Below are 23124 nucleotides of genomic sequence, written 5' to 3'. Positions count from 1 at the left end.
TTCTAAACCATATATGTATAGTTCAACAATTTAACGTATGAAAAAAATTGTAAGTGTTTTTGTTTTAAACCTGTTGTTTTGCCTGAACCAGGTTCATGCTCAGGAAAATAGAATAACAGGCCAGGTTACCGATGCAGATAATGCATCACTACCCGGTGTGAACGTGCTGGTGGGCGGTTCTTCACAGGGTACCGTTACGGATTCCGAGGGAAAATACGCCATCAATGCACCTGGAAACGGAACTCTCGTTTTTTCCTTTATTGGATATGTTAGTCAGACGGTCGAAATAAACAATCGTTCTGTCATCAATCTGCAATTGACCCAAGAATCAAAGATCTTAAATGAAGTGGTCGTGGTGGGTTATGGAACCCAGAAAAAAACTGATGTAACCGGATCATTGGCGGTGATTTCTACGAAGGAATTTGCACAACAGCCCGTCACCAGGCTGGATCAGGTATTGCAAGGACGGGCTACTGGTGTGCAGGTTACGCAGTCGAACGGTGCGCCGGGCGGAGATTCCAGGATACGGATCCGTGGGGCCAATTCAGTTTTGGGAAATAATGATCCACTGTACGTGATCGATGGTTTTATCGGTGCGGATTACGGATTACTGAATCCGAGTGATATTGCTTCGATACAGGTTTTAAAAGATGCTGCGTCCACTTCTATTTACGGCAGCAGGGGAGCAAACGGTGTGGTCATTATAACGACTAAAAAAGGAACCAAGGGAATTAAGGTTACTTATGAAGGACAGGCAAGTGTATCTAATGTGATCAAAAAATTCGATTTATTACCGGCTGGGGAATTTGCCGAAATTGTAAATGCCCGCGCAACTGCTACGGGTTCCACTCCGCCATTTACCGAAGCCCAGATCGCAGATTATAAACAAAATGGCGGAACAGACTGGCAGGATCTGGTTTACCGGAAAGGACACGGCCAGCAACACCAGATCACAATAAACGGAGGTAATGATAAGACAACTTTCCTAATCTCAGGTAATTACGTCAATCAGAAAGGGATCATTGAAAACAGTAATTACAAACGTTACATTTTCAGGACCAACCTCAATACGCAGGTCAATAACAAACTCGCTTTACGTTTTAACCTGAACGGTTCGAATTCATTAAACCATAATACGGATGCAGGCTGGGCGCTGATTGAAGCTTTGCAATGGGCACCCACCACACCGGCTTATGGCGCAGACGGGCTTCCAACTTATTCTGATCCGACTGGTTCTGTTTCAAGAAGTCCGCTGGATAATTTGTATGACAAATCCTTTGATACCGGAAAAACAAATATTAACGGTATCGCAGGTTTGAATTACCAGCTACCGGTTAAGGGCCTAACGCTGGACCTGCAATATGCAATTAACTTCCAGGATGCGCAGAACAAATACCTGAATGGCCCGCGAATCGCCAACCACGTACCCAATGCAACGCGTTATTCGTCGGATATGCTAACGTTGCAAAATACCAATGCGCTGAATTACAATGTGACGTTAGGCAATCATTCTATCAATGCAGTGGCGGTACTGGAAACACAGTCATTTACCAATAAATATTTCCAGGCTTATGCAAGCGGACTTAGGTTTCCGCAGCTGGGTTATGACAATATTGGAGGAAATGCAGCATCATCCGTTTCATCCGGCTTTTCAAAATCAACTTTACTGTCACTTTTGGGACGAGTTAATTATGCTTTTAAAGACAAATATCTGGTGTCCGCTGCGGTGAGGAGAGATGGATCATCCAAATTCAGTGAAGCAAACCGGAACAGCGTTTTCCCGTCTGTGGCATTGGGATGGCGGTTGTCGGAAGAAGAATTTATCAAAAACCTGAACGTGTTCAGTAACCTGAAACTAAGAGGAAGCTGGGGCATGACGGGCAGCCAGGCAATTAATCCGTATGCCACTTTATCTTCCTACAACACCACTTTTGTGTCGTTCAATAATAACTCGATTGTTGCTGGCGTAATTCAGGGAAATGCAGGAAACCCGGATTTGAAATGGGAAACCACCAAACAGACTGACGTTGGTCTGGAAATGGAATTTCTGAATGGCAGGCTTCGCGTAGAGGCAGATTATTTTCATAAAAATACCACCGATTTATTGCTGAATGTTTCCATACCAAACTATGCAGGCGGTGGTACAACCACGAAAAATGTAGGGGAAATTGAAAATAAAGGCTTTGAATTTTCTATTGCAGGAACACCGGTACAGGGCAAATTCGGCTGGGAAACGAACCTGAATTTTTCTACCCTTAAAAATAAAGTAATTGATCTGGGTGGATTGCCACGACTGGGAACAGGTACTAATGCAGGTGGTGGTATGTCGATTACCAATGAATTTATGCTCATGCCCGGCCAGCCGCTAGGCTCATACTGGGGGCTGAATTATCTGGGAACATTCAAACCAAATGAAGCAGATATTGCAGCCAAACAAGGCAGGGTTCCGGGCGATCCGCATTATGAAGATGTAAATGGGGATAACAGCATTACTACGGATGATTTTCAGGTAATCGGCCATGCTTTTCCAAAAGTGACTGGTGGCTGGAACAACACTTTTACATATGGCGGATTTACCCTGAATGTATTTTTCAATGCAATTCTGGGAGTTGATAAACTAAACTACACCAGAGCGGGCGCCATGTCGGGATCTGGTGAAGCACGCCAGTTCCTATTGACCGAGATCAGGGATTACTATCGCCCGGGCAATGAGGATTCTGATATTCCCGCATTTACAAAAACATACCAGCCTTTCACACAATCGAGCCGTTTTATGGAGAATGGCAGTTTCGTGAGACTGAAAAACGTGAGTCTGGGTTATAATCTTCCTGCCAAACTCCTGAATACTTCCGGAACGATCCGCATATTCGGCAGTGCAACCAACCTGTTTACAATAACCAAATATTCAGGCCCTGACCCTGAATCCAGCAATGTGGGCTCCGGTACTGATACCGCTATTGGTATCGACCGCGGTTCTTATCCGAATGCCAAAGTTTACACATTAGGTCTTAATCTTTCTTTCTAAATATTCAATTATAACAAAATGAAAAAATTAACCATACTTATGCTTGCTGCGTTGCTGTTCGTTGGTGCAGGATGTAAAGATTATCTGGAAGAAGATACTACAGGACTTTTGTACGGAGCAAATGTACTCGCTACGCAGGACGGCCTGGAATCTGCTTTAACAGGTGCATACAAAGGGCTGGCCTGGCAATGGAATATGGGATTTATACATCCTTCGGCCAATGCCGCAACACTTGGAAGTGATGATGTAACAACACATCCGGCAAGTAATAAAGCCGACTGGCGGGAATTTGACCAGTTTAATGTTTCCACGACCAACCAGCGTTCCAATGCCGTTTACAATGGTTGCTACAAAGCAATTCAGGGTGCCAATAATGTTATTAATAATTTTCAGAATACGACGGGTGATAAAGCTACTATTGATATTATTGTTGGAGAGGCCTATTTCATCCGTGCATTTTCTTACTATTGGTTAACCCGTTTCTGGGGAAATATTCCGTTGGTGCTTGCCGGAGAATATTCCCCCGACCTGCTGACAGTAGGCAAAACGGAACCTGCTAAAATTTATGAACTGATCGTTGCCGACCTGAAAATAGCAGAAGTTAATTTGCCCGATTCGAAACGTGATCCTGGCCGTCCCAATAAAGGTTCTGCAAAAGCATTTCTGGCTGATGTTTATCTGACAATGGCTGGATGGCCGCTTAAACAAACGGATAAATATGACCTTGCGGCTGCCAAAGCAAAAGAAGTGATCGATAACAAGGCGGCCTACGGATTTCAGTTACTGCCAACTTTTGCAGCTGTTTTTGCCAATGATGAGTCTACAACCGGAACAGCAGAAGCCGTTTTTCAGCTGAATGGTTTTACTGGCGGAGATGGTACGGGAAATTCTACTTACGGGCTGACAACCATGCCGGGCGAAGAAGGTGGCTGGGACGATATGTATGCAGAACTTTACTTCTTCCGGGATTTTCCTGCCGGTCCGCGTAAAGACGCCACATTCAGGACGGAGTTTGGGGTAGGAGCAACCAAAATTCCGTGGCAAAACAGTTTGACAAAACATCCTTATTACAAAAAATGGTATATCAAAGGTGATCTCGTAACGTACCAGGCTTCGTTGCCATCGGTGATGATGCGGTATGCGCATGTGCTGACAATTTATGCAGAAGCAAAAGCACGAGGAACCGGAGGGCCGGACCAGGCCGCTTATGACGCATTGAACGCAGTTCGCCTGAGAGGCTGGGCAACAGGAACAAAAGCACTGTCACCAGCGGACGGAATGACGGCTGCCAGATTTGCGGATGAAGTGGTACAGGAACGTGCCTGGGAATTTGCCTGTGAAAGAACCCGCTGGTTCGACCTGATCCGCCTTGAAAAAGTAGAAGAAGCCAACGCTAAAAAGAGCCCGGATGATCTTCAGCCAATCAAACCGATCACCAAAGCAAATTACTGGTTTCCACTGCCTTATTCGGATACGTCGCTGAACCCGAATTTAAATTAAATGGATTTAAATCCGGATTTATAAAGGGTTTTTGGATTTGAGGTAGGTTCAGTCAGGTACATAATATTGGTTGTGGTAAACGATAAAACCAATTAAATAAATGCCGTAGGTATGCAACGTTTCGTACCTGCGGCACTTTGGGGATTTTCATCGGGGGCCATAGGTTGAAACCTATGGCTACAAAATTGTACATACCTATGGTATTATCATAGCAATTGCGTGGCGGCCTTTGTATATTTTACCTTCTGGGATTCTGTAAACTTTACAACCTAACAAAAGCTAATCGCCAACAGCTTAAAACCTTCATAAAAATGATTCGCCATTGGAAATATTTTTCGGTAGGGTTGCTGTTGCTATGGATTTGCATGGCTGCTTTTCAGGATAATGATAGTGAAATTTCAGACGAAAAAAATGAAGACTGGCCTGCTTACGGAGGTAATGCTGCCGGTACCCGCTATTCCGGATTGACACAAATAAACGCTCAGAATGTCAATCAACTGCAATTAGCCTGGACTTACGATACAGGCGAAAATAAAGATACCAGTCAGCGTGGAATGGATATACAATGTCAGCCGATTGTAATTAACGGCATCATGTATGGTACAACCCCGGAATTAAAATTATTTGCAATTGAAGCCGGTTCTGGTAAAGAAATATGGAAATTCAATCCCTTTTCCACGCCAGGTAAACGTCCGCGTTTTCATCCGGTACGTGGAGTTGTTTTTTGGGAAAATGGTGAAGACAAAAGGATATTATATTCAGTTGGCCCAGCATTGTATGCCGTGAATGCAAAGACAGGACAACTGATAAAAGGTTTTGGTAAAAATGGTGAAGTTAATTTGCATGAAGGATTGGGTGATCAAGAAACGCTGGGTTACGATGTAAATAATTTTAATATCCGCTCTACGACGCCGGGTGTAATTTATCAGGATTTACTGATCATGGGCTCGTCCGTTTCCGAAGGCGGTGATGCGCTTCCGGGCAACATCAGGGCATTCGATGTGCGAACGGGAAAACTTGCCTGGGTTTTCAGGACTATACCACTTCCGGGTGAATTTGGTTATGAAACCTGGTCGAAAGATTCTTACAAAAAACTGGGCGGAGCCAATTGCTGGGCGGGAATGGTTGTCGATGAAAAACGTGGAATTGTGTTTATGGGAACAGGTTCACCGTCCGTAGATTTTTATGGAGGCGCACGGAAAGGGACCAATTTATTTGCCAATTGTGTCCTAGCCTTAAATGCGAAAACAGGTGAAAGGATCTGGCATTTCCAGACTGTACACCACGATCTCTGGGACCGGGATATCCCTTGCCCGCCTAATCTGGTCACAGTAAAGCATAATGGCAAAATGATCGATGCCGTAGCGCAGGTAACAAAGGACGGGTTGATTTTTGTTTTAGACAGAGAAACCGGCAAACCATTATTCCCGGTTAATGAAGTGCCTGTCCCGGACTTGCCGGCTTTACCAGGTGAAGAGCCCTGGCCAACTCAGCCTGTTCCATCCAAACCTGCGCCTTTTGCCAATCAGGATCTGACGGAAAATGACCTGTCGAACCGGACTTCCGAAGCACATGCTTATGTTTTGGACAGGTTTAAAAACGGGAGAAGCGGAGCTAAAAATATTCCTCCCGGCTTGCAGGGGTCGTTATATTATGGAATCGGCGGTGGTGCAGAATGGGGTGGAAATGCAGTTGATCCAAGCGGGATTATGTATGTCAATGGTAATAATATGCTGTGGTGGCTGAAAATGCGTGATGCAAAAGAAAAGCAAAACGGAGAAGTTTTAACAAAAGGATCTGCACTTTTTAATACCAATTGTGCCTCCTGTCACGCCATGGATTCGAAAAACAGCACTGCTGCCGGTGCACAGGCTTATCCGGTTTTAAAGGACATTGGTAAACGCCTAAGCAGACCACAGATTAATACAATTCTGGAAACAGGACGTGGCAGAATGCCTTCTTTCCAGCATTTTACCAGAGAAGACCGGAATGCGATCATTGATTTTTTACTGGAAAATGAAAAGGTGCCTACCAGTGATATTCATCAATTATCTGAAACGGGATCTGAGCAGAAAAGGGATTTTCCTTATACTCCGCCATATATCAACAATGGTAATGTGCAGTTTCGGGACCAGGATAATTATCCGGCCATAAAACCACCCTGGGGAACACTGAATGCCGTTGATCTGAACTCAGGAGAATATTTATGGAAAGTTACGCTCGGTGAGTATCCGGAGCTGACCAAAAAAGGAATACCACCAACAGGAACAGAAAATCATGGCGGGCCCGTCGTTACAGCTGGCGGATTGTTATTTATTGCTGCAACTTATGATGAAAATTTAAGGGCTTTTGATACCAAAACAGGAAACGTGATCTGGAAATATAAATTGCCGGCGGGTGGATTTGCTACACCGGTCACATACATGGTAAATGGTAATCAATACATAGCCATCGCAGCCGGAGGAGCCAGATACGGGTTAAAATCCGGAGGGACTTATGTGGCATTTGCGTTGCCTTAGGGCGGTCGGGGCGGAGGCGGTCGGCTTTCGGCAGTCGGCAGTCGGCGGTTGGCAGTCGGCGGTTGGCGGTCGGGTTTCGGTGCTCGGCAGTGGGCGGCTGACGGTTTGCTTTGGCAATCAGTGACCGGTTTTTTTTATTAGATTTTCAACTTGCTATTAAATATTTACAATTATATCGACGACCCTAATTCAGCAATTGCTGAAAGCCGGCCTTCGATATCCGACTGTCGACTGCCGAAAGCCGACCGCCGAAAGCCACCTGTTGCCATCTAACCGCTAAAAATCATGAAAAACTACTTATTGTGTTGTGATTGGGGGACTACATCTTTCCGGTTGCGTCTGGTAAATATGGAGAACCAGGAAGTTATTGGTGAGATACTTTCCATGGAAGGTGTTGCACTCACTTTTGACAACTGGAAGGCTTTGGATAGTAATTTTTCAGATAGAAGGAGGTTTTTTATTGATCATTTACAAAAGCAAATTACACTTTTAGAAAATAAGTTTGACGTGTATCTGGATGGCGTTGCCATTGTAATTTCCGGAATGGCTTCGTCGTCCATTGGTATGCATGAAATTCCCTATTCAAACCTTCCATTCGACCTTGATGGAAATCAGCTGAATGTCTACCGGATAGATTCTGATGACAGTTTTATGCACGATATTTTACTTATTTCGGGAGTGAAAAGCGAACACGATGTCATGCGTGGTGAAGAAACGCAACTGATCGGACTGGCGGAATTGACGGATTTATCTGTCGGGGATAAAACAAATGTGATTTTTCCGGGTACACATTCCAAGCATTTATTCATCCAAAACAAAAAATTAACAGGTTTTCAAACATTCATGACCGGTGAAATTTTTAAGATTATTTCCACACACAGCATTTTGAAAGATTCCATTGAACTGTCCGTTCTACCGGATTTTTCAGAAGACGAACTGGCTGCATTCAGGCTGGGTGTAAGAGAAGCAGATTCGACAGGAATTCTTAAAGGGCTGTTCAGGGTCAGGACTAATCAGCTATTTAACAAACTGAGTAAGAAGGAGAATGCCCTTTATTTGAGTGGCCTGCTGATCGGTTCAGAAATTACAAATCTTTTAGATGAGATTCACGCGCAGCTGGTCTTATGTAGTGGAAATAATTTGTTCGAATTGTACAAACTGGCTCTGGATGAATCAGGATTATCGGAACGTACAACAACTGTTTCGTCTGATATGGCAGACAGGGCGACCGTAGCAGGGCAAATTAAAATTTTCAGGAATCAGGCATTTATACTCAACAATATAAACTTATGAGCGAGCGCACTTATTCATCTGTTTTTTCAAAAAAGCCTCAATCACAGAGTTATTATAAAATAAAAAATTACCGCTGGATCATTGTGGTCCTGCTATTTCTGGCTACCACCATCAATTATCTCGACCGGCAGATTATTGGCTTATTAAAACCAATTCTGGAAAAAGAATTTGTCTGGACAGAGACCGACTTTGCCCGGATCGTTATGGCTTTTACAGCGGCTTATGCAGTAGGTTTGCTCATTTTTGGCTGGCTTATTGACAAAATCGGGACGAGGCTGGGCTATTCCATTACCATTGTTTTCTGGAGTATTGCCGGAATGCTGCATGCCATGGCCCGAAGCGCTTTTGGGTTTGGCCTGGCACGGGTTGGTTTGGGTTTGGGTGAAGCCGGAAATTACCCGGCTGCGGTTAAAACCGTTGCAGAATGGTTTCCTAAAAAAGAACGTGCTTTGGCAACAGGTCTTTTTAATGCCGGAACGAGTGTTGGTGTGGTAGTTGCGTTATTGCTTGTTCCCTGGATTCTAAGCCGTTACGGATGGCAGGAAGTATTCTGGATTACAGGTGCACTGGGTTTTGTATGGCTCATTTTTTGGTTACTGTTTTATGAAATACCATCACGGCAAAAAAGACTGACCACCGAAGAATATCATTATATACGGAGCGGGCAGGAAATAGAAGAACAGATCAATGGTGAAAAGTTAGAAGTGCAATGGATCAGGTTATTCACTTTCCCCCAAACCTGGGCATATATTACTGGTAAAGGCCTGATCGATCCCATTTACTGGTTTTTCCTGTTCTGGTTACCTTCGTATTTTGCTTCTACATTTAATCTTGATCTAAAAAAGCCAAGTCTGGAATTAATGCTGATCTATACCGCAACAACTGTTGGGAGTATTAGCGGTGGCTGGTTTTCTTCCCGGCTGATCAAAAAAGGATGGCCGGTAGTGAGGGCCAGAAAGGTCGTTTTACTGGTTTTTGCGTTTCTGGAATTATCCGTTATCCTGATCCAGTTTGCCACAAGTGTATGGGTTGCAGTCGGGCTGATCAGTTTTGCCGTGGCATTACATCAGGCCTGGGCAACCAATGTTTTTACATTGCCCTCTGATCTGTTCCCCAAACAGGCAGTGAGTTCGGTTGTTGGGATAGGAGGGATGGCCGGAGCTGTGGGCGGTATACTTTTTCCAATTCTGATCGGTAATCTGCTTGATACTTATAAAGCCACCGGAAACCTCTCACATGGTTACAATATTATCTTCACCATCTGTGGCTGCACTTATCTGATTGCCTGGCTAATTATTCATCTGCTAACAAAGAATGGTAAAATTGTGGAATTGCATGAATTGCAGTGACATGAAAATTTTTGTGCACCCAGTTTGAATTAAAACGAAAAAATCACACAGAATGTCCTGATTAGGATTTCTGTTTTGAGATTAAAAACCTGGTTAATAAACAGTGGCATGACTGATTTTACATTTTACCTCCCTGCGGCCCTTGCCTTCGTTACATATATTTTTTTAGCTACATGTAAAAAATGAAATTCCGTTCTCTGTAAAAAAACATTAAGGTTGCTATTTGATATGGTAAAAACCAATTGGAAAATCGCTGCTTAAAGTAAAATTGGGTTTGTAAAATATTTATAAATAATACAGCAATAATTACAACCATTTTGCTTTGTGATGTGTCTATGTGTGAACTAATCACTTTCCAGAACGAAATGAAATTGACCGGATTTTTCTCAGAAATTATTTCAGTTCTTATTCTAAGTTCTCCGCATATAAGTTGTAAAGAAACTGAACCTACACCATCAAACACTCCAATATCTATAAAAAACTTGACTGAGCTCCAGACAAATATTCCTCCGGGATATTATCATGACTTACACTTCGTGAACGATTCATTAGCATTCGTGGTTGGAGACAACAACCTGATAGTCAGAACAAGGGATGGTGGTAAAAGCTGGAAAAAACTAATTCTGCCAATAAGGCAAAGCCTAAGCTTAAAAAATGTTAATTTTTTTGATGAACTCAATGGAATAGCTGTTGGGTCCAATGAGACAGAAGGTGGTGTCCTTTTAACCAGGGATGGAGGCGATACCTGGAATATTGTCCAGGAAGGAAACATCAGACCCAACATAATCACATTGCCGGATAGTAGTACCGGATACATACTAACTGATTCAAAAATTTTGATTAAAACGGATGATGCAGGAGTCAGCTGGACCAATATCAATCTACCGGAAAGTGCACTTGCAGCAACAGTAAAATTTAAGAGTGCATCTGAGGGAATTGTGGGGTGTGCAAGGGGGAATACTATGTGACCAAAAACGGCGGGTATTCCTGGAAAATGTTTCAAACACCGGTTAGTGACACTTTTACTAATATCTTTTTCTTTGATGAAAAAACCATTTTACAAGGTCAGAATAAGATATTCAGGATTGAAAAAAATGGTAAGTTTGATATTGCCACTCCTCCTTCTATGTTTAAAATGTACTTTATTAATATCAACCAAGTTATTGGAGTTGGGCAATCTTATTCAGGACAAGGATTTTTCTCTATGGGAGCTATCTATACTACGAATGACTTCTGGAATACAACACAGAAAAAAACTTTCGGAGGAACTGTTGCATTTACTTTCACAACACTAGATAAAAAGAACGATCATGAAATTATGATGATAGGCACTGGAATTAAACGATCAGCAGTTTTCAATATTAAATTTTAGAAATTCTTTACCCGCCTAATTAATTCTTTATGAGAAAATTTAGATTTGATTTTTACTTTTTTTGATTATTTGTTTTCCGCTTTTTAACTATTACAAGCACTTATGAAAATTCAAATAAAACTATTGGCTCTTTCATTCGCTTCCCTTGCTTTAAGTTGTACCAAAGAAAATTCTGTCGACGATTGTGTTAAAGGGAAATATCTGGGTAATTACTGTGGACAAACTGTTGTTCAGATTCTGGATGACACTAGAATTGGCCAGGATTGGACAAGTATCTACGGAGATAAATTCCAAAATTGTGTTGCATCGCCTCAACTTTCACAACCATTTGCAATTCCTGCCGATTCCATCATATATTTTATGTATAAGAATGGCACATCAGGAAGAAAAGACTTTATGCTTTGTTTTCCTGAATCATTAACTTACATCAATATATTGGCGATTTACTCCACTCCATGTCTAAAAACTGACAATTAATTATATCAATGAAAATAAATCGCTTATTGACTGCGACTGGGGTTCTTTTGATGGCTTTCAGTTGTGGAAACCCTAACCTGGATGCTGAGAAACCTTTCTCAATTACTTATAATATTTTAAACAGGGATGGGACAAAAACCAACACAGTAAAGCAGGGTGAAAATTTTATATTTAGTTTGATAATTACTAATAACTCCGATGAAGAATGGTATGTGGATCATGGAAGTTTGCTCGGTTCTGATTTAGCAATGCTATATTCTAAATCAAGTGTGGGCAACGATACCTTAATAGGACGTGCTTATGATTCTGCAATATGTTCTTTTCAGGCTGGCGTTGTAATTCCCGCAAATGGTCACCTTGAGATAAATATTCCCTGGATTGCTGATCAGTTACTAACAAAATTTCCTTCGTGTGGATTAAATGCCAATGTAAACCGAATGCTTCCTGCTGGCTGGTATGCTATAAAATTGGACGGAAAAATTATAATATTTCGTTCGGATATTACTTATGAAATTCCTTTAAGAGCGTATAATAGTAGTTTTCAAGTCAAATAATTCACTATCTTATTCTTTTTACAGAAATAGTATATTTTGGTAATCCTCCCAGATCACAATAATTTCCTGGTGTTAGCCCCTTGACATAGGTGAACATCAGCGTATCACCAATCACTTGTTTATCAAGCGGTACATTTCCAACCAGTACACAATGCTCGTAAGTGATTATCGTGTTTGTGGAGTCGAAAGGCCCTTTCGTATTAGCATAATATTTCCAGCTGTCACCATCGAAAGAAGCCCCGATTAACTGCATGGCAATTCCTCCGCAAGTTGGTCGTAGTATTCTGGCAGTAACCACCTCATGACCCAGGTCATCAGCCACCTCTTTCTCATTACAACTTATTCCAACTATGCCGGCAGAAAGTAGCAGCATAATGCAAAGTACATTTCTCACGATAATAATCTTCTTTTTTGATCCAACTGTTTCAGTACACAAGTTTCAGGAAATTAGTTGTAAAGATTTTGTCCAAAGTAAGCGTGATTTTAGGTTGGCTAAAATATAGTTGATTATGGCCATTTAAAAATTTGCAATGTATCCTGCCTTTTTCAGGCAAGAATGGGTACTTCTTTCCTGCAAAACTGCAAATTATTGCGCATGGTAATAGCAATTGAAATGTTCATTCAAACTAATCATACTGTGAGTATAATTGCAAATTCTCTGATTTTACACTGTTTTTCTGGTTTCAGCAACATCTTTTTTCAACTTTTCAAAACGAACAGGTTTGATTTTGCCCAGAAACTAAAACCTGAAAATGTATTATAATTATGATAGCAGGCTATAAATTATGTTATTTTAATGATAGTTTTCAGCGAGTTACATTTGTGCCGGAATTATAATAAAGATTTAAATGGAAACTCAGAAAATATTTGTCATCAACGGAGGCCAGGTTTTTGGCCATTCGGGAGGAAGGTTTAACAAAACTGTTTATGACGCCACAATTCATTTTTTTAATAGCCAGCCGGGATTTGAAATCAGGTCAACAGATATCAATGAAGATTACGATCCTGCAAGGGAAGTAGAGAATTATGTTTGGGCTGATGTAATTATTTACCATACCCCAATCTGGTGGTTTCAGGTACCTCATGGTTTGAAAAAATACATTGACGTTGTCTTTACCGAAGGGCATAATAAAGGGATTTATCACAGCGATGGGCGTTCATCTGCCAATCCCGCTATTAATTATGGTACAGGCGGAATGCTTCATGGAAAGCGATATATGGTCACAACGTCCTGGAATGCGCCTGCAACAGCATTTACATTACCAGGAGAATTTTTTAATGAACGTTCTGTGGACGATGGTGCTTTGTTCGGCTTTCACCGCATGAATGCTTTTACCGGAATGTCGCCATTGGAAGGAATTCATTTTCATGATGTCGAAAAAAATGCGGATATTCCAAACGATATGAAATTATATCGTGCACATTTAAAGAAGACTTTCATCCAAAATCAAACAGAAAATGCCTATTTATCTGACAGCCACTGTTAAAAGTAAACCAGGAAATAATGAGGCTTTAAAAAAGCTATTGCTGGAACTGGTGGAAAATTCCAGACAAGAAGAAGCCTGCGTGCAGTATGACCTGCACCAATCGCAGAATGATCCTGATTTCTTTATTTTTCATGAAGAATGGAAAAGCCGTGAGGGCCTTGATCTGCACAACAACCAACCTTACATTTTAGATTTTGGAGTAAAATCAGCCGAATTAATCGACGGCCAGGTTGGTATTCATATCACCAGCAAATTAGCATGATAACCTCATAAACAACGATTTGAGTTGCCAGTTAGACTTAGTGGAATGATTATTGTAATTCAACTCTTATCAGGGTTGAATTTTTTTGACAACCATTACGTACCTCTATAAACTCAACGTATGAAAAATTTAAATTTTTTACTTCTGCTGGCCGGATTTATGATTATTCCCAAAAAGGCTAAGGCTCAGACAAATACTGAAAAATATATTAAGGTTCCGGCAGGTTATCTGATGGTTCTGCGCCAGGGTGATAATGTGCTGGCTCAAATTGAAGAAATGGCCAAAAAGGAAAGAATTCCGTCGGCTAATTTTACAGGAATGGGGTTTGTCAATGTGGAATTTGGTTTCTTTAATTTCAAGACTAAAAAATACGAGCCTAAGGAATTCAAGGATGTAGAACTTGCCGGGATGACCGGTTCCATTGCGTGGCAAAATGATAGTGTATCTCTGCATACCCATGGAATTGTTACGGATAAAAATTTCAATGCCTTTGGCGGACATATGCTGGCAGCAACTGTTGGCACTGGCTCGGTGGAAATCCTGATCACGGTTCACAGCCATACACTCGAACGGGTTATGGATCAGTCCTTAGGAGCAAACGTTCTAAGCCTTGAACATCACTAAGCGGAACATTCATGATCGGCAAAATGGACAATGAATTTTAATTTTCTGTATTTTTTTGAAAAATTCAAACAATCCACTTCTGATGCAGCATAAAAGAAAGGGATACACACCTATTGAGAACTACGGCCTGATTGGTAATATGAAAACGGTTGCCCTGGTCTCAATGGAAGCATCTATTGATTTTATGTCGTATCCGACATTTGATTCACCAACTGTTTTTGCAAGATTACTGGATACCGACAAAGGCGGTAGTTTTTCTATCACGCCACAAATGAAAGATTACCGGACCAAACAGCTTTATCTCCCTGGAACAGCGGTTTTGCTCACTCGTTTTTTTTCTGAGGACGGTATAGCCGAGATTACCGATTATATGCCGGTTGATAAGCACGATACAAAAAAGATTAATGCGATAGTGAGGCAGGTTAAAACGGTGCGTGGAAGTATCACTTACACCATTAATTGTGAACCTGCTTTCGATTATGCACAATCCGGACATTCCTGTGAAGTGAATGGAAATGAAATACTTTTCACCGCGCAGAATCCTGATAAAACCACCTTGCGGCTTTTGGCGGATATTCCATTGAAAGTCCGGAAACAAAGTGGTTATGCTGAATTTATACTGAACCAATCGGAGACGGTTTACTTTGCGCTGGAATGCGGCTGCGAACAAATTGAAGAGCTGAATTCCATCGAATTTTACAAAAACAACACCTATTTTGAAACGATAAATTTGTGGCGGAACTGGTCAAATCAATCTACATACAAAGGCAGGTGGCCCGAGGCCGTCAACCGTTCTGCCATAACACTTAAATTACTCACATCCTCTGAACACGGCTCCATGGTTGCAGCCCCGACTTTCAGCTTACCTGAAACATTGGGAGGCGAACGTAACTGGGATTACCGGTATACCTGGATCAGGGATGCAGCTTTTACAATGTATGCCTTCTTAAGATTAGGGTATACGGATGAAGCAACTGCTTTTTTTAAATGGATTCATGACCGGTGCAAGGATGATAAATTGTACCTGATGTATTCTATTGACGGTTCGCACGATCTGAAAGAAACTGAGCTGAAAAATTTTGAAGGATATAAAAATTCGAAACCGGTCCTGATAGGAAATGCAGCACAGGATCAGCTTCAGATGGACATTTATGGTGAATTAATTGATACCATTTATATTTATAATAAACAGCATTCTGCCATCACTTACGAATTTTGGGAAACCATCGTTAAGCAGATTGATGAGGTGATAGCAAACTGGCAGAAAGCCGATCATGGTATCTGGGAAATCAGGAACCTGAAAAAAGAATTTCTTCACAGCAGGCTCATGTGCTGGGTGGCAATGGACAGGGCTATTAAAATTGCAGAGCACCGTTCATTTCCATATCCTGAAAAGGAGTGGAGTGATGTCCGCAATGAAATATATCTGGACATTCATAACAATTTCTGGAATGAAAAAATAGGAGCGTGGGTACAGCACAAAGGTTCCGACAGCGTGGATGCCAGTGTATTGCTGATGTCACTTATGCATTTTATTTCTCCGCATGAGCCAAGATGGTTATCTACGATGAATGTCGTGGAACAGCAGCTTGGCCTGGACGTACTGTTATACCGTTACCGCAACGGAATTGATAAATTTGACGGTTTGGACGGAGAAGAAGGTACTTTTAATATGTGTTCATTCTGGTTTATTGAATCCCTTGCAAAAAGTGGCCAGGTTACAAAAGCACTGGACAGCTTCGAAAAAATGGCAGGCTATGCCAATCATCTTGGACTTTTCAGTGAACAGATCAGTCACAAAGCCGAGCATTTAGGGAATTTCCCACAGGCATTTACACATCTCGCGCTGATCAGTGCGGCACTGGAAATTGATAAGCAGCTGGATCGGCTTTGAGGGGTGAAATATTTAAACGCAATGTGTTTTAAATCTTACTTTGAAGGCTTTGGAAAAACAGCATGGGTTACTGCCCAGCGTTTCCATAAAACAGCCAGCTCTTTTACCTTTTCAGGATATTTTGCTGAAAGATCCGTTGTTTCTGTCCTGTCAGAGGCCAGATCATACAAATGCCAGGTTGTATCATTAGCAAGTGAAACCAGTTTCCAATTGCCATTACGGGCGGATCTTGCGCCAAAATGTTCATTAAATAATTGTTTATGACCAGCTGTATGCTGGCTGCTAAAAGATGGAACCAAACTGTTTCCGGAAGAAGGCGTTATTTTACGGTCATTAAATTCTTTAGGGTAAACTGCTCCGGTGAGTTCACAAAAAGTGCTCATAAAATCCATTACATGTCCGACATGATTACTGAAACTCCCTTTTTTTACCGAAATACCTTTTGGCCAGAAAGCGATCATAGGTGTATTGACACCACCTTCATAAGATTCAGCTTTCCAATAAGCAAATGGGGTATTGGCAACGTGTGACCAGCGTTGCCCGATGGATGAATAAGTAGTCTGAGGTCCGGGTAAGGCTTGTTTTTTAGTAGCATAAACAATATTTCGGCCATCTCGTGTCTGGCTTGGACGGTCAAATCCTGGCCCGTAATTTGCACAGTTTTCAGGGCTTGCCCCGTTATCTGACAGAAATAAAATGAGCGTATTATCAAGCTGTCCTGTTTTTTTTAAGGTGTTAATAATTCGGCCGATTCCCTGATCCATCCGGTCAATCATGGCGGCATGTACTGCCATAGCAAGTGCGTCCCAGTCCTTGTCCGGATTGTCTTCCCATTTAATGGCGTTTTTTGGATATTCAGATAATCTGGTTTTGGCAGGATCGATAAGTCCGAGTTTAACCATTTTTTTATAACGCGTTTCTCGTATTACATCCCAGCCGGCTTTGTAAGTATCTTTATATTTTGCGATATCTTCCGGTTTTGCCATTAATGGCCAGTGCGGTGCGTTTTGGGCTACATATATAAAAAACGGCTTATCAGATTTCGCAAATTGCTGAATATATGAAACCGTAGTATCATTAATTGCATCTGTCTGATAGTAGTCCGCTGGTACTTCTTTTACCGGTTCGGTACCGTTTACGAGACTGAACGGATCGAAGAAATCGACAACTCCCCATATTGTACCAAAAAAATGATCGAAACCGTGGTTCGTTGGATATTGGCCGACTGGCGAAAAAGTGCCGAAATCTTTCTGGTGATTAAGCCAGTCAAGCTGCTCATTAGGATCTTTTTGAGAGAATGTATTGGAAACATGCCACTTCCCGGACATGGCCGTCTGGTATCCAGCCGATTTGAGCACCTGGGCAATTGTAACTGCATTTTCGGAAATATGCCCCTGATAACCAGGCAGGTTTTCGTCTTGTGTCATTTTTCCAATACCAGCCTGCTGGTTGTATAGTCCCGTAAGCAAGGACGCACGTGTAGGGCAGCAGCGTGAAGTATTGTAAAACTGGCGGTAACGTATCCCGTTGTCGGCCAGATAATTAATATTAGGAGTATTAACCTCACCGCCATAACATCCCAGATCCGAATAACCCAGGTCATCTGCAAGGATGACAATAATGTTAGGACGTTTAGTATCTTTTGTACCGACGATTTTTTGAAGATTGTTTTTCACGGAAAACAGGCCTAAGGAAATCAGTAAAATAACAAACAGGCCAGGCAAAAATTTGGGTTTATTCATTGTAATAACGTTTTTCGGTCAATTTACAGGTTTGGATTTATTTAAAACCATGCTTATCCCGATTTGTTAATTTATTGTCTTTTAAAATTACAGGTTTTTAAAATTTGTAACCGTTAAATAACATGATCCCGAAATGAGTTGCACGTTTCGACAAAATATGTATTTTTGTCGAATGACAGTCAAGGACGATAACATACGACAACAAATTTTAGATGCTTCAAGGGGCGTGTTCCAGCGGTATGGGTTTGCTAAGGTAACCATGGATGACATAGCAAAAGCTGTGCATAAAAGCAGAACTACGCTGTATTATTACTTTAAGAATAAGCAGGAAGTTTTTATGGCAATTGTCATGGACGAATCCAAAAGCCTGTTTGTAGCTGCCCGGAAAAATATCAGGGAAGACCAGCCTTTTGTCTGGAATCTCAAAGAATTTATAACTGTAAAACTTACCATGCTGAGCGGTATGCTGGCTTCTTATCATAACCTGGCAACAGACATCCGGGATAATAAAGAATTTTTTACAGGCATGCGGTCACAGGCGATTGCGGAAGAGCTTTCGATCTTTAAGCAGATCCTGAAATGGGCAATACATAATCATGACATTGCATTGATTGAAGGTAAGGATCTTGACTTTTTAGCACTTACGCTGGTCACAGCATTCAGCAGTCTTGAACAGGAAGTAATAATGAATGGAAACCTGGCTGATATTACTTCCCGGCTTGACTGGCTTACAGCAATATTGGCAAAGGGCCTTAAATAATTAAAATTTCTAAAATTCAACGTTAAAAATAAAGAGTACCCTATGATAAAAATACGTATTTCCCTCATATTGAACCTTGCCCTGTTTTCTTTAATCGTAAGCTGTAAAAAAGAAGAAAGTACTGAGCGCGAAAAAATCCCGTCCAATGTAAGGATCATGCAAGTGGGTAAAGAAAGTAAAACTGGAACCAATATTAATTACAGCGGAATAATTTCGGCCTCTAAAACCATTGATTTAAGTTTTCAGGTAGCAGGCACTATTTTGCGCATTCCGGTAGAATCCGGCCAGTTTGTCAAAAAAGGACAGCTTATTGCCGAAGTGGACGAAACCGTTTACCGTGATCAGTACAATGCACAACTGGCACAGGCACAGCTGGCTGAGGATACTTACAGGCGTATTCTTGAAGTATTTAAAAAAGGAAGCATTGCCGAGATAAAAATGGTAGAAGCGCGGTCGAATTTTGAACAGGCCGGCGCTGTGGCAAAAGCCACTTACCAGAATATTGCACACACAAAGTTATATGCTCCACAGAGCGGATATATTGCAAATAAATTGATTGAAGCAGGAGCAACTTCCGGACCCGGAGTACCAGTTGTAAGGCTAATTGATATCACTTCAATTCAGGTTCATGTGGCCGTTCCGGAAACTGAAATCAATCAATTTAAAAAAGGGGATAAGGCCATTGTGAAAATTTCTGCATTGGAAAACGAACAAATGCAGGGGATGGTAGAAGAAGCATCATTATCAGCAGCTCCGGGAAATCCTACGTATATAGTAAAGGTTGCTCTGCAAAATAAAGATAACCGTCTGAAACCCGGAATGGTTTGTGATGTAACATTCCCGGTAAAAAAGGATCATCAAATTTCTGTAAATCCTGCGCAAAACAGCGAAATAATAGTCCCGGTACAATCCGTTCAAATTGATGAACAGGGAAAACATTTTGTCTATGTGACCAGTCAGGAGGGTAATAAAGCCATAAGAAAGGAAGTGCAGACCGGCGGGCTATACGATGATGGGATTGCCGTAAAAACCGGTCTTGGCAGGGATGAGCAGCTTATTGTATATGGTTACCACAAGCTGACAGATGGCAGCGCTATTAAAATCATTAAATAACGCTCCCTCCAATTATCCTGATGAAGAAACAAAGTAATATCATAGAGTGGGCCATGCGGCATAAATCTATCCCGCTTTCAATCGCTTTTGTATTAGTGCTGCTGGGCATTTATGCATTACTGAACATGCCCAGAAATGAATTTCCGGAGTTTACTGTCCGGCAGGGGCTTGTTGTCGGAGTTTATCCGGGGGCGTCATCGGAGCAGGTTGAATTACAGCTTACTTCCAAAGTAGAACAATATTTATTCAGTTTCAATGAAGTGGATAAATCGAAAACCTATTCCTATTCAAGGGACGGGATGATGTACATTTTTGTTGAAGTTGCCGGAAATGTGAACGATACCCAAACCAAAGATTTCTGGAATAAGCTCAAAAACGGTGCGCTTTTATTGCAGTCACAAATGCCCAAAGAAATCAGGGGGATCATGGTGAACAGTGATTTCGGGAGTACATCTGCCATCATCCTCGCCATAGAGTCAAAAACCAGGCCTTATAAGGATCTTGAAAAACATGTAGAAGAGATTGAAGATGATTTACGCAAAATCAATACGGTAGCAAGAATAAGCCACTCGGGTAACCTGGAAGAGCAGATTGGCGTGTATGTGGACAATAATAAGCTGGCGAATTACGGGATTTCTGCGGGTTCCGTCATGCAGGTATTACAAAATGAAGGAGCTATTAATCCGGCGGGAACGCTGGACGGAGCCATCATAGAGCGCCCGATACACATGACCACATTTTTCAAAACCGAAAGTGACCTGGCAAGGCAGATCATCCGGAATGATAAAAATGGAAATACGATCCGGCTGAGGGACGTTGCCACCATTAAAAGAGAATACGAAGAACCGGAATCCTATGTAACGGCCAACGGGACAAAAAGTATTATCATTTCCATGGAAATGACCAAAGGGAAAAATATCGTCCAGTTTGGTGAAGAAGTGGATGAGCACTTAAGGGCAATTGAGAGAAGGCTTCCGGCAGACATACAGATCAGTAAAATTGCCAATCAGCCTGAGGTGGTTGACGAATCCATCAGCCATTTTATGAAAGAATTTGGATTTGCGCTCATCGGTGTTGTCGTCATTACTTTGTTGCTTTTACCATTCCGTATCGCTTCTGTAGCAGCTGCAACCATACCTATCACTATTGCCGCTACACTTGCTATCATGTACATGGCTGGTATTGAGCTCAACACGGTAACGCTTGCAGCGCTGATTATTGTGCTGGGAATTGTGGTGGACGACCCGATAGTTGTAATAGATAATCACGTTGAAAAGCTGGATCATGGGCTGTCAGTCTGGGACGCAGCAAAAAGCAGTGCAACTGAACTTTTTCCTTCCGTTTTTACTGCAACACTGGCTATTTCAGCAACATTTGCGCCTCTGATGTTTTTCATGAGCGGGGTTGCAGCGGATTTTATAACCGTTTTTCCGTATACGATTATTATAGCACTTACTTTATCGCTCGTTATTTCAATGCTTATTGTCCCGTATTTCAATACAATTTTTATACGCTCCGGATTACATGATGCAGAGAAGAAAAGTAACAAAAAATCAATGCTCGACCAGTTGCAGGGATTCTTTGACCGCCAGATTGGTAATGCAGTAAAGCACTGGGCAATTACACTCACATTCGGTATGCTGGCAATAGTTGCGGGTGTTGTACTGATGGGCAGGTTGCCTCAGCAGCTTTTTCCCAAGGTGGACCGTAACCAGTTTGCGATGGAAATATACCTTCCGCAGGGTTATAATTTACAGCAAACGGATAGTGTGGTAAAAAGTATGGAGAAAGTGCTTGCAAACGACAATCGGATTTTGTCTTATACCAGTTTTATTGGAACAAGTTCACCCAGGTTCCATACAGTTTATGCACCTAATTTGCCAGCCAAAAACTACGCCCAGATCCTGATCAATACCACGACAGCCGAAACAACCGAAGATGTACTGGGAGAATATGAGCAAAAATACAGCAACCTATTTCCGGAAGCTTATGTACGGATGAAGCAACTTGCTCTGATCGCCTCTGCTTCGCCTATTGAGATCCGGATTTCCGGCGATAACATGGCAGAATTAAAAGAAGCTGGACGGCAGGTGATGAAACTGGCAGGTACTGTTCCCAATATTTCCTGGATCAGAACGGACTTTGAAGAAAAGTATGAAGGTATAAAGCTGAATATAAAAAACGATGAAGCTGCCCGGCTGGGATTGACCAAAAATGATATTTCCAATACCGTTGCCATGAATATGGAAGGCATACTGGCTACACGAGTATGGGATGGGAATTATCCGATGGATGTCAAAATTAAGTCGGAAAAGGTGTCGAGAAGTAATCCTTCAGACCTTGAAGAGCTTTCGATCGGAATTCCGCAATCGGGTGTAATTGTGCCTTTGCGTCAGGTTGGCGACATAACTCCTGACTGGCATGAGGGGCAAATTGTCCGGCGTAACGGAGTGCGGACTCTCACTGTACGGATCGACATTTCCCAGGATGCAGTAGCAGACCGGGTATTAAAAGTACTACAGCCTAAAATTGAAAAGCTGGACCTTCCTGAGGGTATGTATTTGAGTTACGGTGGTGAAAAAGAAGCGGCTGATGAAAATATGGGCCCGATGGGTTTATCGCTCCTAATGAGTATTATCCTCATATTTTTAATCCTGATCTGGCATTTCAAAAGTATCAAACATGCGCTGCTGAGTATTACTACCATGCCGCTAAGTCTTTTTGGCGCGGCATTCGGCCTAACAGTGATGCAGTTTCCTTTTGGTTTTACTTCATTTATTGGTTTGCTTGCTTTGTGCGGTATTGTGGTTAGAAACGGCATTATCCTGATTGATTTTGCAGACGAAATGCGTTTCAAAGAAGGAATGAGTGTTCTGGAAGCTGCCATACATGCTGCGGAAAGAAGAATGAGGCCGATATTTTTAACTTCCTCCGCTGCTGCTGTCGGTGTCATTCCAATGATCATCAGCCGTTCGTCTCTTTGGGGGCCGCTGGGTACTGTAATTTGTTTCGGACTGATCGTTTCCATGCTGCTCACTTTGTTTGTATTGCCTGTATTATACTGGCTGTTTTTCAGAAACCAGAAACAACCTGTACTACATGAGGAAGCAGTTTATTAGAAACAAAGCATCATAGTTGGTATTTCAGCATCTA

General features: G+C 41.9%; 18 protein-coding genes. 16 read left to right on the top strand and 2 right to left on the bottom strand.

The window, feature by feature from the left end; genetic code table 11:
• The first annotated feature begins 37 nt into the window (after positions 1–37).
• The 9 genes from KZC02_RS01735 to KZC02_RS01695 all read left to right on the top strand — a co-directional run bounded on the left by KZC02_RS01735 (position 38) and on the right by KZC02_RS01695 (position 12089).
• On the top strand, positions 38–3025 hold the full coding sequence (locus KZC02_RS01735; RefSeq protein WP_221392521.1) for a TonB-dependent receptor: 2988 nt from the start codon (positions 38–40) through the stop codon (positions 3023–3025).
• Positions 3026–3043: 18 nt separating this feature from the next.
• Complete coding sequence (locus tag KZC02_RS01730; RefSeq protein ID WP_221392520.1) at positions 3044–4525, top strand: RagB/SusD family nutrient uptake outer membrane protein; 1482 nt, start codon at positions 3044–3046, stop codon at positions 4523–4525.
• A 311-nt stretch (positions 4526–4836) separates the two neighbouring features.
• Positions 4837–7044, top strand: coding sequence for a PQQ-binding-like beta-propeller repeat protein (locus KZC02_RS01725; protein ID WP_409014236.1), 2208 nt, complete (start codon positions 4837–4839; stop codon positions 7042–7044).
• A gap of 285 nt (positions 7045–7329) precedes the next feature.
• Positions 7330–8337 (top strand): 2-dehydro-3-deoxygalactonokinase, encoded by a 1008-nt coding sequence (locus tag KZC02_RS01720; protein WP_221392519.1) that lies wholly within the window; start codon positions 7330–7332, stop codon positions 8335–8337.
• Positions 8334–9686, top strand: a complete 1353-nt coding sequence (locus KZC02_RS01715; protein WP_221392518.1) for an MFS transporter — start codon at positions 8334–8336, stop codon at positions 9684–9686. Before KZC02_RS01720 ends, KZC02_RS01715 begins: the two co-directional genes overlap by 4 nt.
• A gap of 365 nt (positions 9687–10051) precedes the next feature.
• On the top strand, positions 10052–10654 hold the full coding sequence (locus KZC02_RS01710) for a YCF48-related protein (RefSeq protein WP_221392517.1): 603 nt from the start codon (positions 10052–10054) through the stop codon (positions 10652–10654).
• Between the two features lie 26 nt (positions 10655–10680).
• Positions 10681–11058: a hypothetical protein gene (locus tag KZC02_RS01705; RefSeq protein ID WP_221392516.1), complete on the top strand. Its 378-nt coding sequence runs from the start codon at positions 10681–10683 to the stop codon at positions 11056–11058.
• 102 nt (positions 11059–11160) lie between these two features.
• Positions 11161–11535: a hypothetical protein gene (locus KZC02_RS01700; protein ID WP_221392515.1), complete on the top strand. Its 375-nt coding sequence runs from the start codon at positions 11161–11163 to the stop codon at positions 11533–11535.
• 8 nt (positions 11536–11543) lie between these two features.
• Positions 11544–12089: a hypothetical protein gene (locus KZC02_RS01695; protein ID WP_221392514.1), complete on the top strand. Its 546-nt coding sequence runs from the start codon at positions 11544–11546 to the stop codon at positions 12087–12089.
• A gap of 4 nt (positions 12090–12093) precedes the next feature.
• Here KZC02_RS01695 and KZC02_RS01690 read toward each other — a convergent pair whose 3' ends face one another.
• Positions 12094–12462, bottom strand: a complete 369-nt coding sequence (locus KZC02_RS01690) for a hypothetical protein (protein ID WP_221392513.1) — start codon at positions 12460–12462, stop codon at positions 12094–12096.
• 475 nt (positions 12463–12937) lie between these two features.
• Between KZC02_RS01690 and KZC02_RS01685 the strand changes: the two genes are divergently transcribed.
• The 4 genes from KZC02_RS01685 (at position 12938) to KZC02_RS01670 (ending at position 16356) form a co-directional block, all read left to right on the top strand.
• On the top strand, positions 12938–13576 hold the full coding sequence (locus KZC02_RS01685; protein WP_221392512.1) for an NAD(P)H-dependent oxidoreductase: 639 nt from the start codon (positions 12938–12940) through the stop codon (positions 13574–13576).
• Positions 13548–13838, top strand: coding sequence for a putative quinol monooxygenase (locus KZC02_RS01680; protein WP_221392511.1), 291 nt, complete (start codon positions 13548–13550; stop codon positions 13836–13838). Before KZC02_RS01685 ends, KZC02_RS01680 begins: the two co-directional genes overlap by 29 nt.
• Before the next feature lie 120 nt (positions 13839–13958).
• Entirely contained in the window at positions 13959–14462 is a 504-nt protein-coding gene (locus KZC02_RS01675; protein ID WP_221392510.1) for a PPC domain-containing DNA-binding protein, read from the top strand.
• A gap of 82 nt (positions 14463–14544) precedes the next feature.
• Positions 14545–16356 (top strand): glycoside hydrolase family 15 protein, encoded by a 1812-nt coding sequence (locus KZC02_RS01670; RefSeq protein WP_221392509.1) that lies wholly within the window; start codon positions 14545–14547, stop codon positions 16354–16356.
• Positions 16357–16391: 35 nt separating this feature from the next.
• Here the strand turns inward: KZC02_RS01670 and KZC02_RS01665 are convergent, their stop codons facing one another.
• Positions 16392–18098: an arylsulfatase gene (locus tag KZC02_RS01665; protein WP_221392508.1), complete on the bottom strand. Its 1707-nt coding sequence runs from the start codon at positions 18096–18098 to the stop codon at positions 16392–16394.
• A gap of 172 nt (positions 18099–18270) precedes the next feature.
• On the opposite strand from KZC02_RS01665, the gene KZC02_RS01660 reads away from it, so the two are divergent.
• Genes KZC02_RS01660 through KZC02_RS01650 form a run of 3 tightly spaced genes read left to right on the top strand, consistent with a single transcriptional unit; the run spans position 18271 to position 23090 of the window.
• On the top strand, positions 18271–18858 hold the full coding sequence (locus tag KZC02_RS01660; RefSeq protein ID WP_221392507.1) for a TetR/AcrR family transcriptional regulator: 588 nt from the start codon (positions 18271–18273) through the stop codon (positions 18856–18858).
• 42 nt (positions 18859–18900) lie between these two features.
• Entirely contained in the window at positions 18901–19971 is a 1071-nt protein-coding gene (locus tag KZC02_RS01655; RefSeq protein WP_221392506.1) for an efflux RND transporter periplasmic adaptor subunit, read from the top strand.
• A gap of 20 nt (positions 19972–19991) precedes the next feature.
• Positions 19992–23090 (top strand): efflux RND transporter permease subunit, encoded by a 3099-nt coding sequence (locus KZC02_RS01650; RefSeq protein ID WP_221392505.1) that lies wholly within the window; start codon positions 19992–19994, stop codon positions 23088–23090.
• Positions 23091–23124: the final 34 nt, after the last annotated feature.

The sequence above is a fragment of the Dyadobacter sp. NIV53 genome (assembly GCF_019711195.1).
In the GTDB taxonomy this organism is placed as follows: Bacteria; Bacteroidota; Bacteroidia; order Cytophagales; family Spirosomataceae; genus Dyadobacter.
This window is presented reverse-complemented; position numbering and strand designations above follow the sequence as displayed.

Excerpts from the sequence above, each read along its gene's own strand:
- KZC02_RS01735 (WP_221392521.1), top strand. The coding sequence starts at position 38 with ATGAAAAAAATTGTAAGTGTTTTTGTTTTAAACCTGTTGTTTTGCCTG.
- KZC02_RS01730 (WP_221392520.1), top strand. The coding sequence starts at position 3,044 with ATGAAAAAATTAACCATACTTATGCTTGCTGCGTTGCTGTTCGTTGGT.
- KZC02_RS01725 (WP_409014236.1), top strand. The coding sequence starts at position 4,837 with ATGATTCGCCATTGGAAATATTTTTCGGTAGGGTTGCTGTTGCTATGG.
- KZC02_RS01720 (WP_221392519.1), top strand. The coding sequence starts at position 7,330 with ATGAAAAACTACTTATTGTGTTGTGATTGGGGGACTACATCTTTCCGG.
- KZC02_RS01715 (WP_221392518.1), top strand. The coding sequence starts at position 8,334 with ATGAGCGAGCGCACTTATTCATCTGTTTTTTCAAAAAAGCCTCAATCA.
- KZC02_RS01710 (WP_221392517.1), top strand. The coding sequence starts at position 10,052 with ATGAAATTGACCGGATTTTTCTCAGAAATTATTTCAGTTCTTATTCTA.
- KZC02_RS01705 (WP_221392516.1), top strand. The coding sequence starts at position 10,681 with ATGTTTCAAACACCGGTTAGTGACACTTTTACTAATATCTTTTTCTTT.
- KZC02_RS01700 (WP_221392515.1), top strand. The coding sequence starts at position 11,161 with ATGAAAATTCAAATAAAACTATTGGCTCTTTCATTCGCTTCCCTTGCT.
- KZC02_RS01695 (WP_221392514.1), top strand. The coding sequence starts at position 11,544 with ATGAAAATAAATCGCTTATTGACTGCGACTGGGGTTCTTTTGATGGCT.
- KZC02_RS01690 (WP_221392513.1), bottom strand. The coding sequence starts at position 12,462 with ATGCTGCTACTTTCTGCCGGCATAGTTGGAATAAGTTGTAATGAGAAA.
- KZC02_RS01685 (WP_221392512.1), top strand. The coding sequence starts at position 12,938 with ATGGAAACTCAGAAAATATTTGTCATCAACGGAGGCCAGGTTTTTGGC.
- KZC02_RS01680 (WP_221392511.1), top strand. The coding sequence starts at position 13,548 with ATGCCTATTTATCTGACAGCCACTGTTAAAAGTAAACCAGGAAATAAT.
- KZC02_RS01675 (WP_221392510.1), top strand. The coding sequence starts at position 13,959 with ATGAAAAATTTAAATTTTTTACTTCTGCTGGCCGGATTTATGATTATT.
- KZC02_RS01670 (WP_221392509.1), top strand. The coding sequence starts at position 14,545 with ATGCAGCATAAAAGAAAGGGATACACACCTATTGAGAACTACGGCCTG.
- KZC02_RS01665 (WP_221392508.1), bottom strand. The coding sequence starts at position 18,098 with ATGAATAAACCCAAATTTTTGCCTGGCCTGTTTGTTATTTTACTGATT.
- KZC02_RS01660 (WP_221392507.1), top strand. The coding sequence starts at position 18,271 with ATGACAGTCAAGGACGATAACATACGACAACAAATTTTAGATGCTTCA.
- KZC02_RS01655 (WP_221392506.1), top strand. The coding sequence starts at position 18,901 with ATGATAAAAATACGTATTTCCCTCATATTGAACCTTGCCCTGTTTTCT.
- KZC02_RS01650 (WP_221392505.1), top strand. The coding sequence starts at position 19,992 with ATGAAGAAACAAAGTAATATCATAGAGTGGGCCATGCGGCATAAATCT.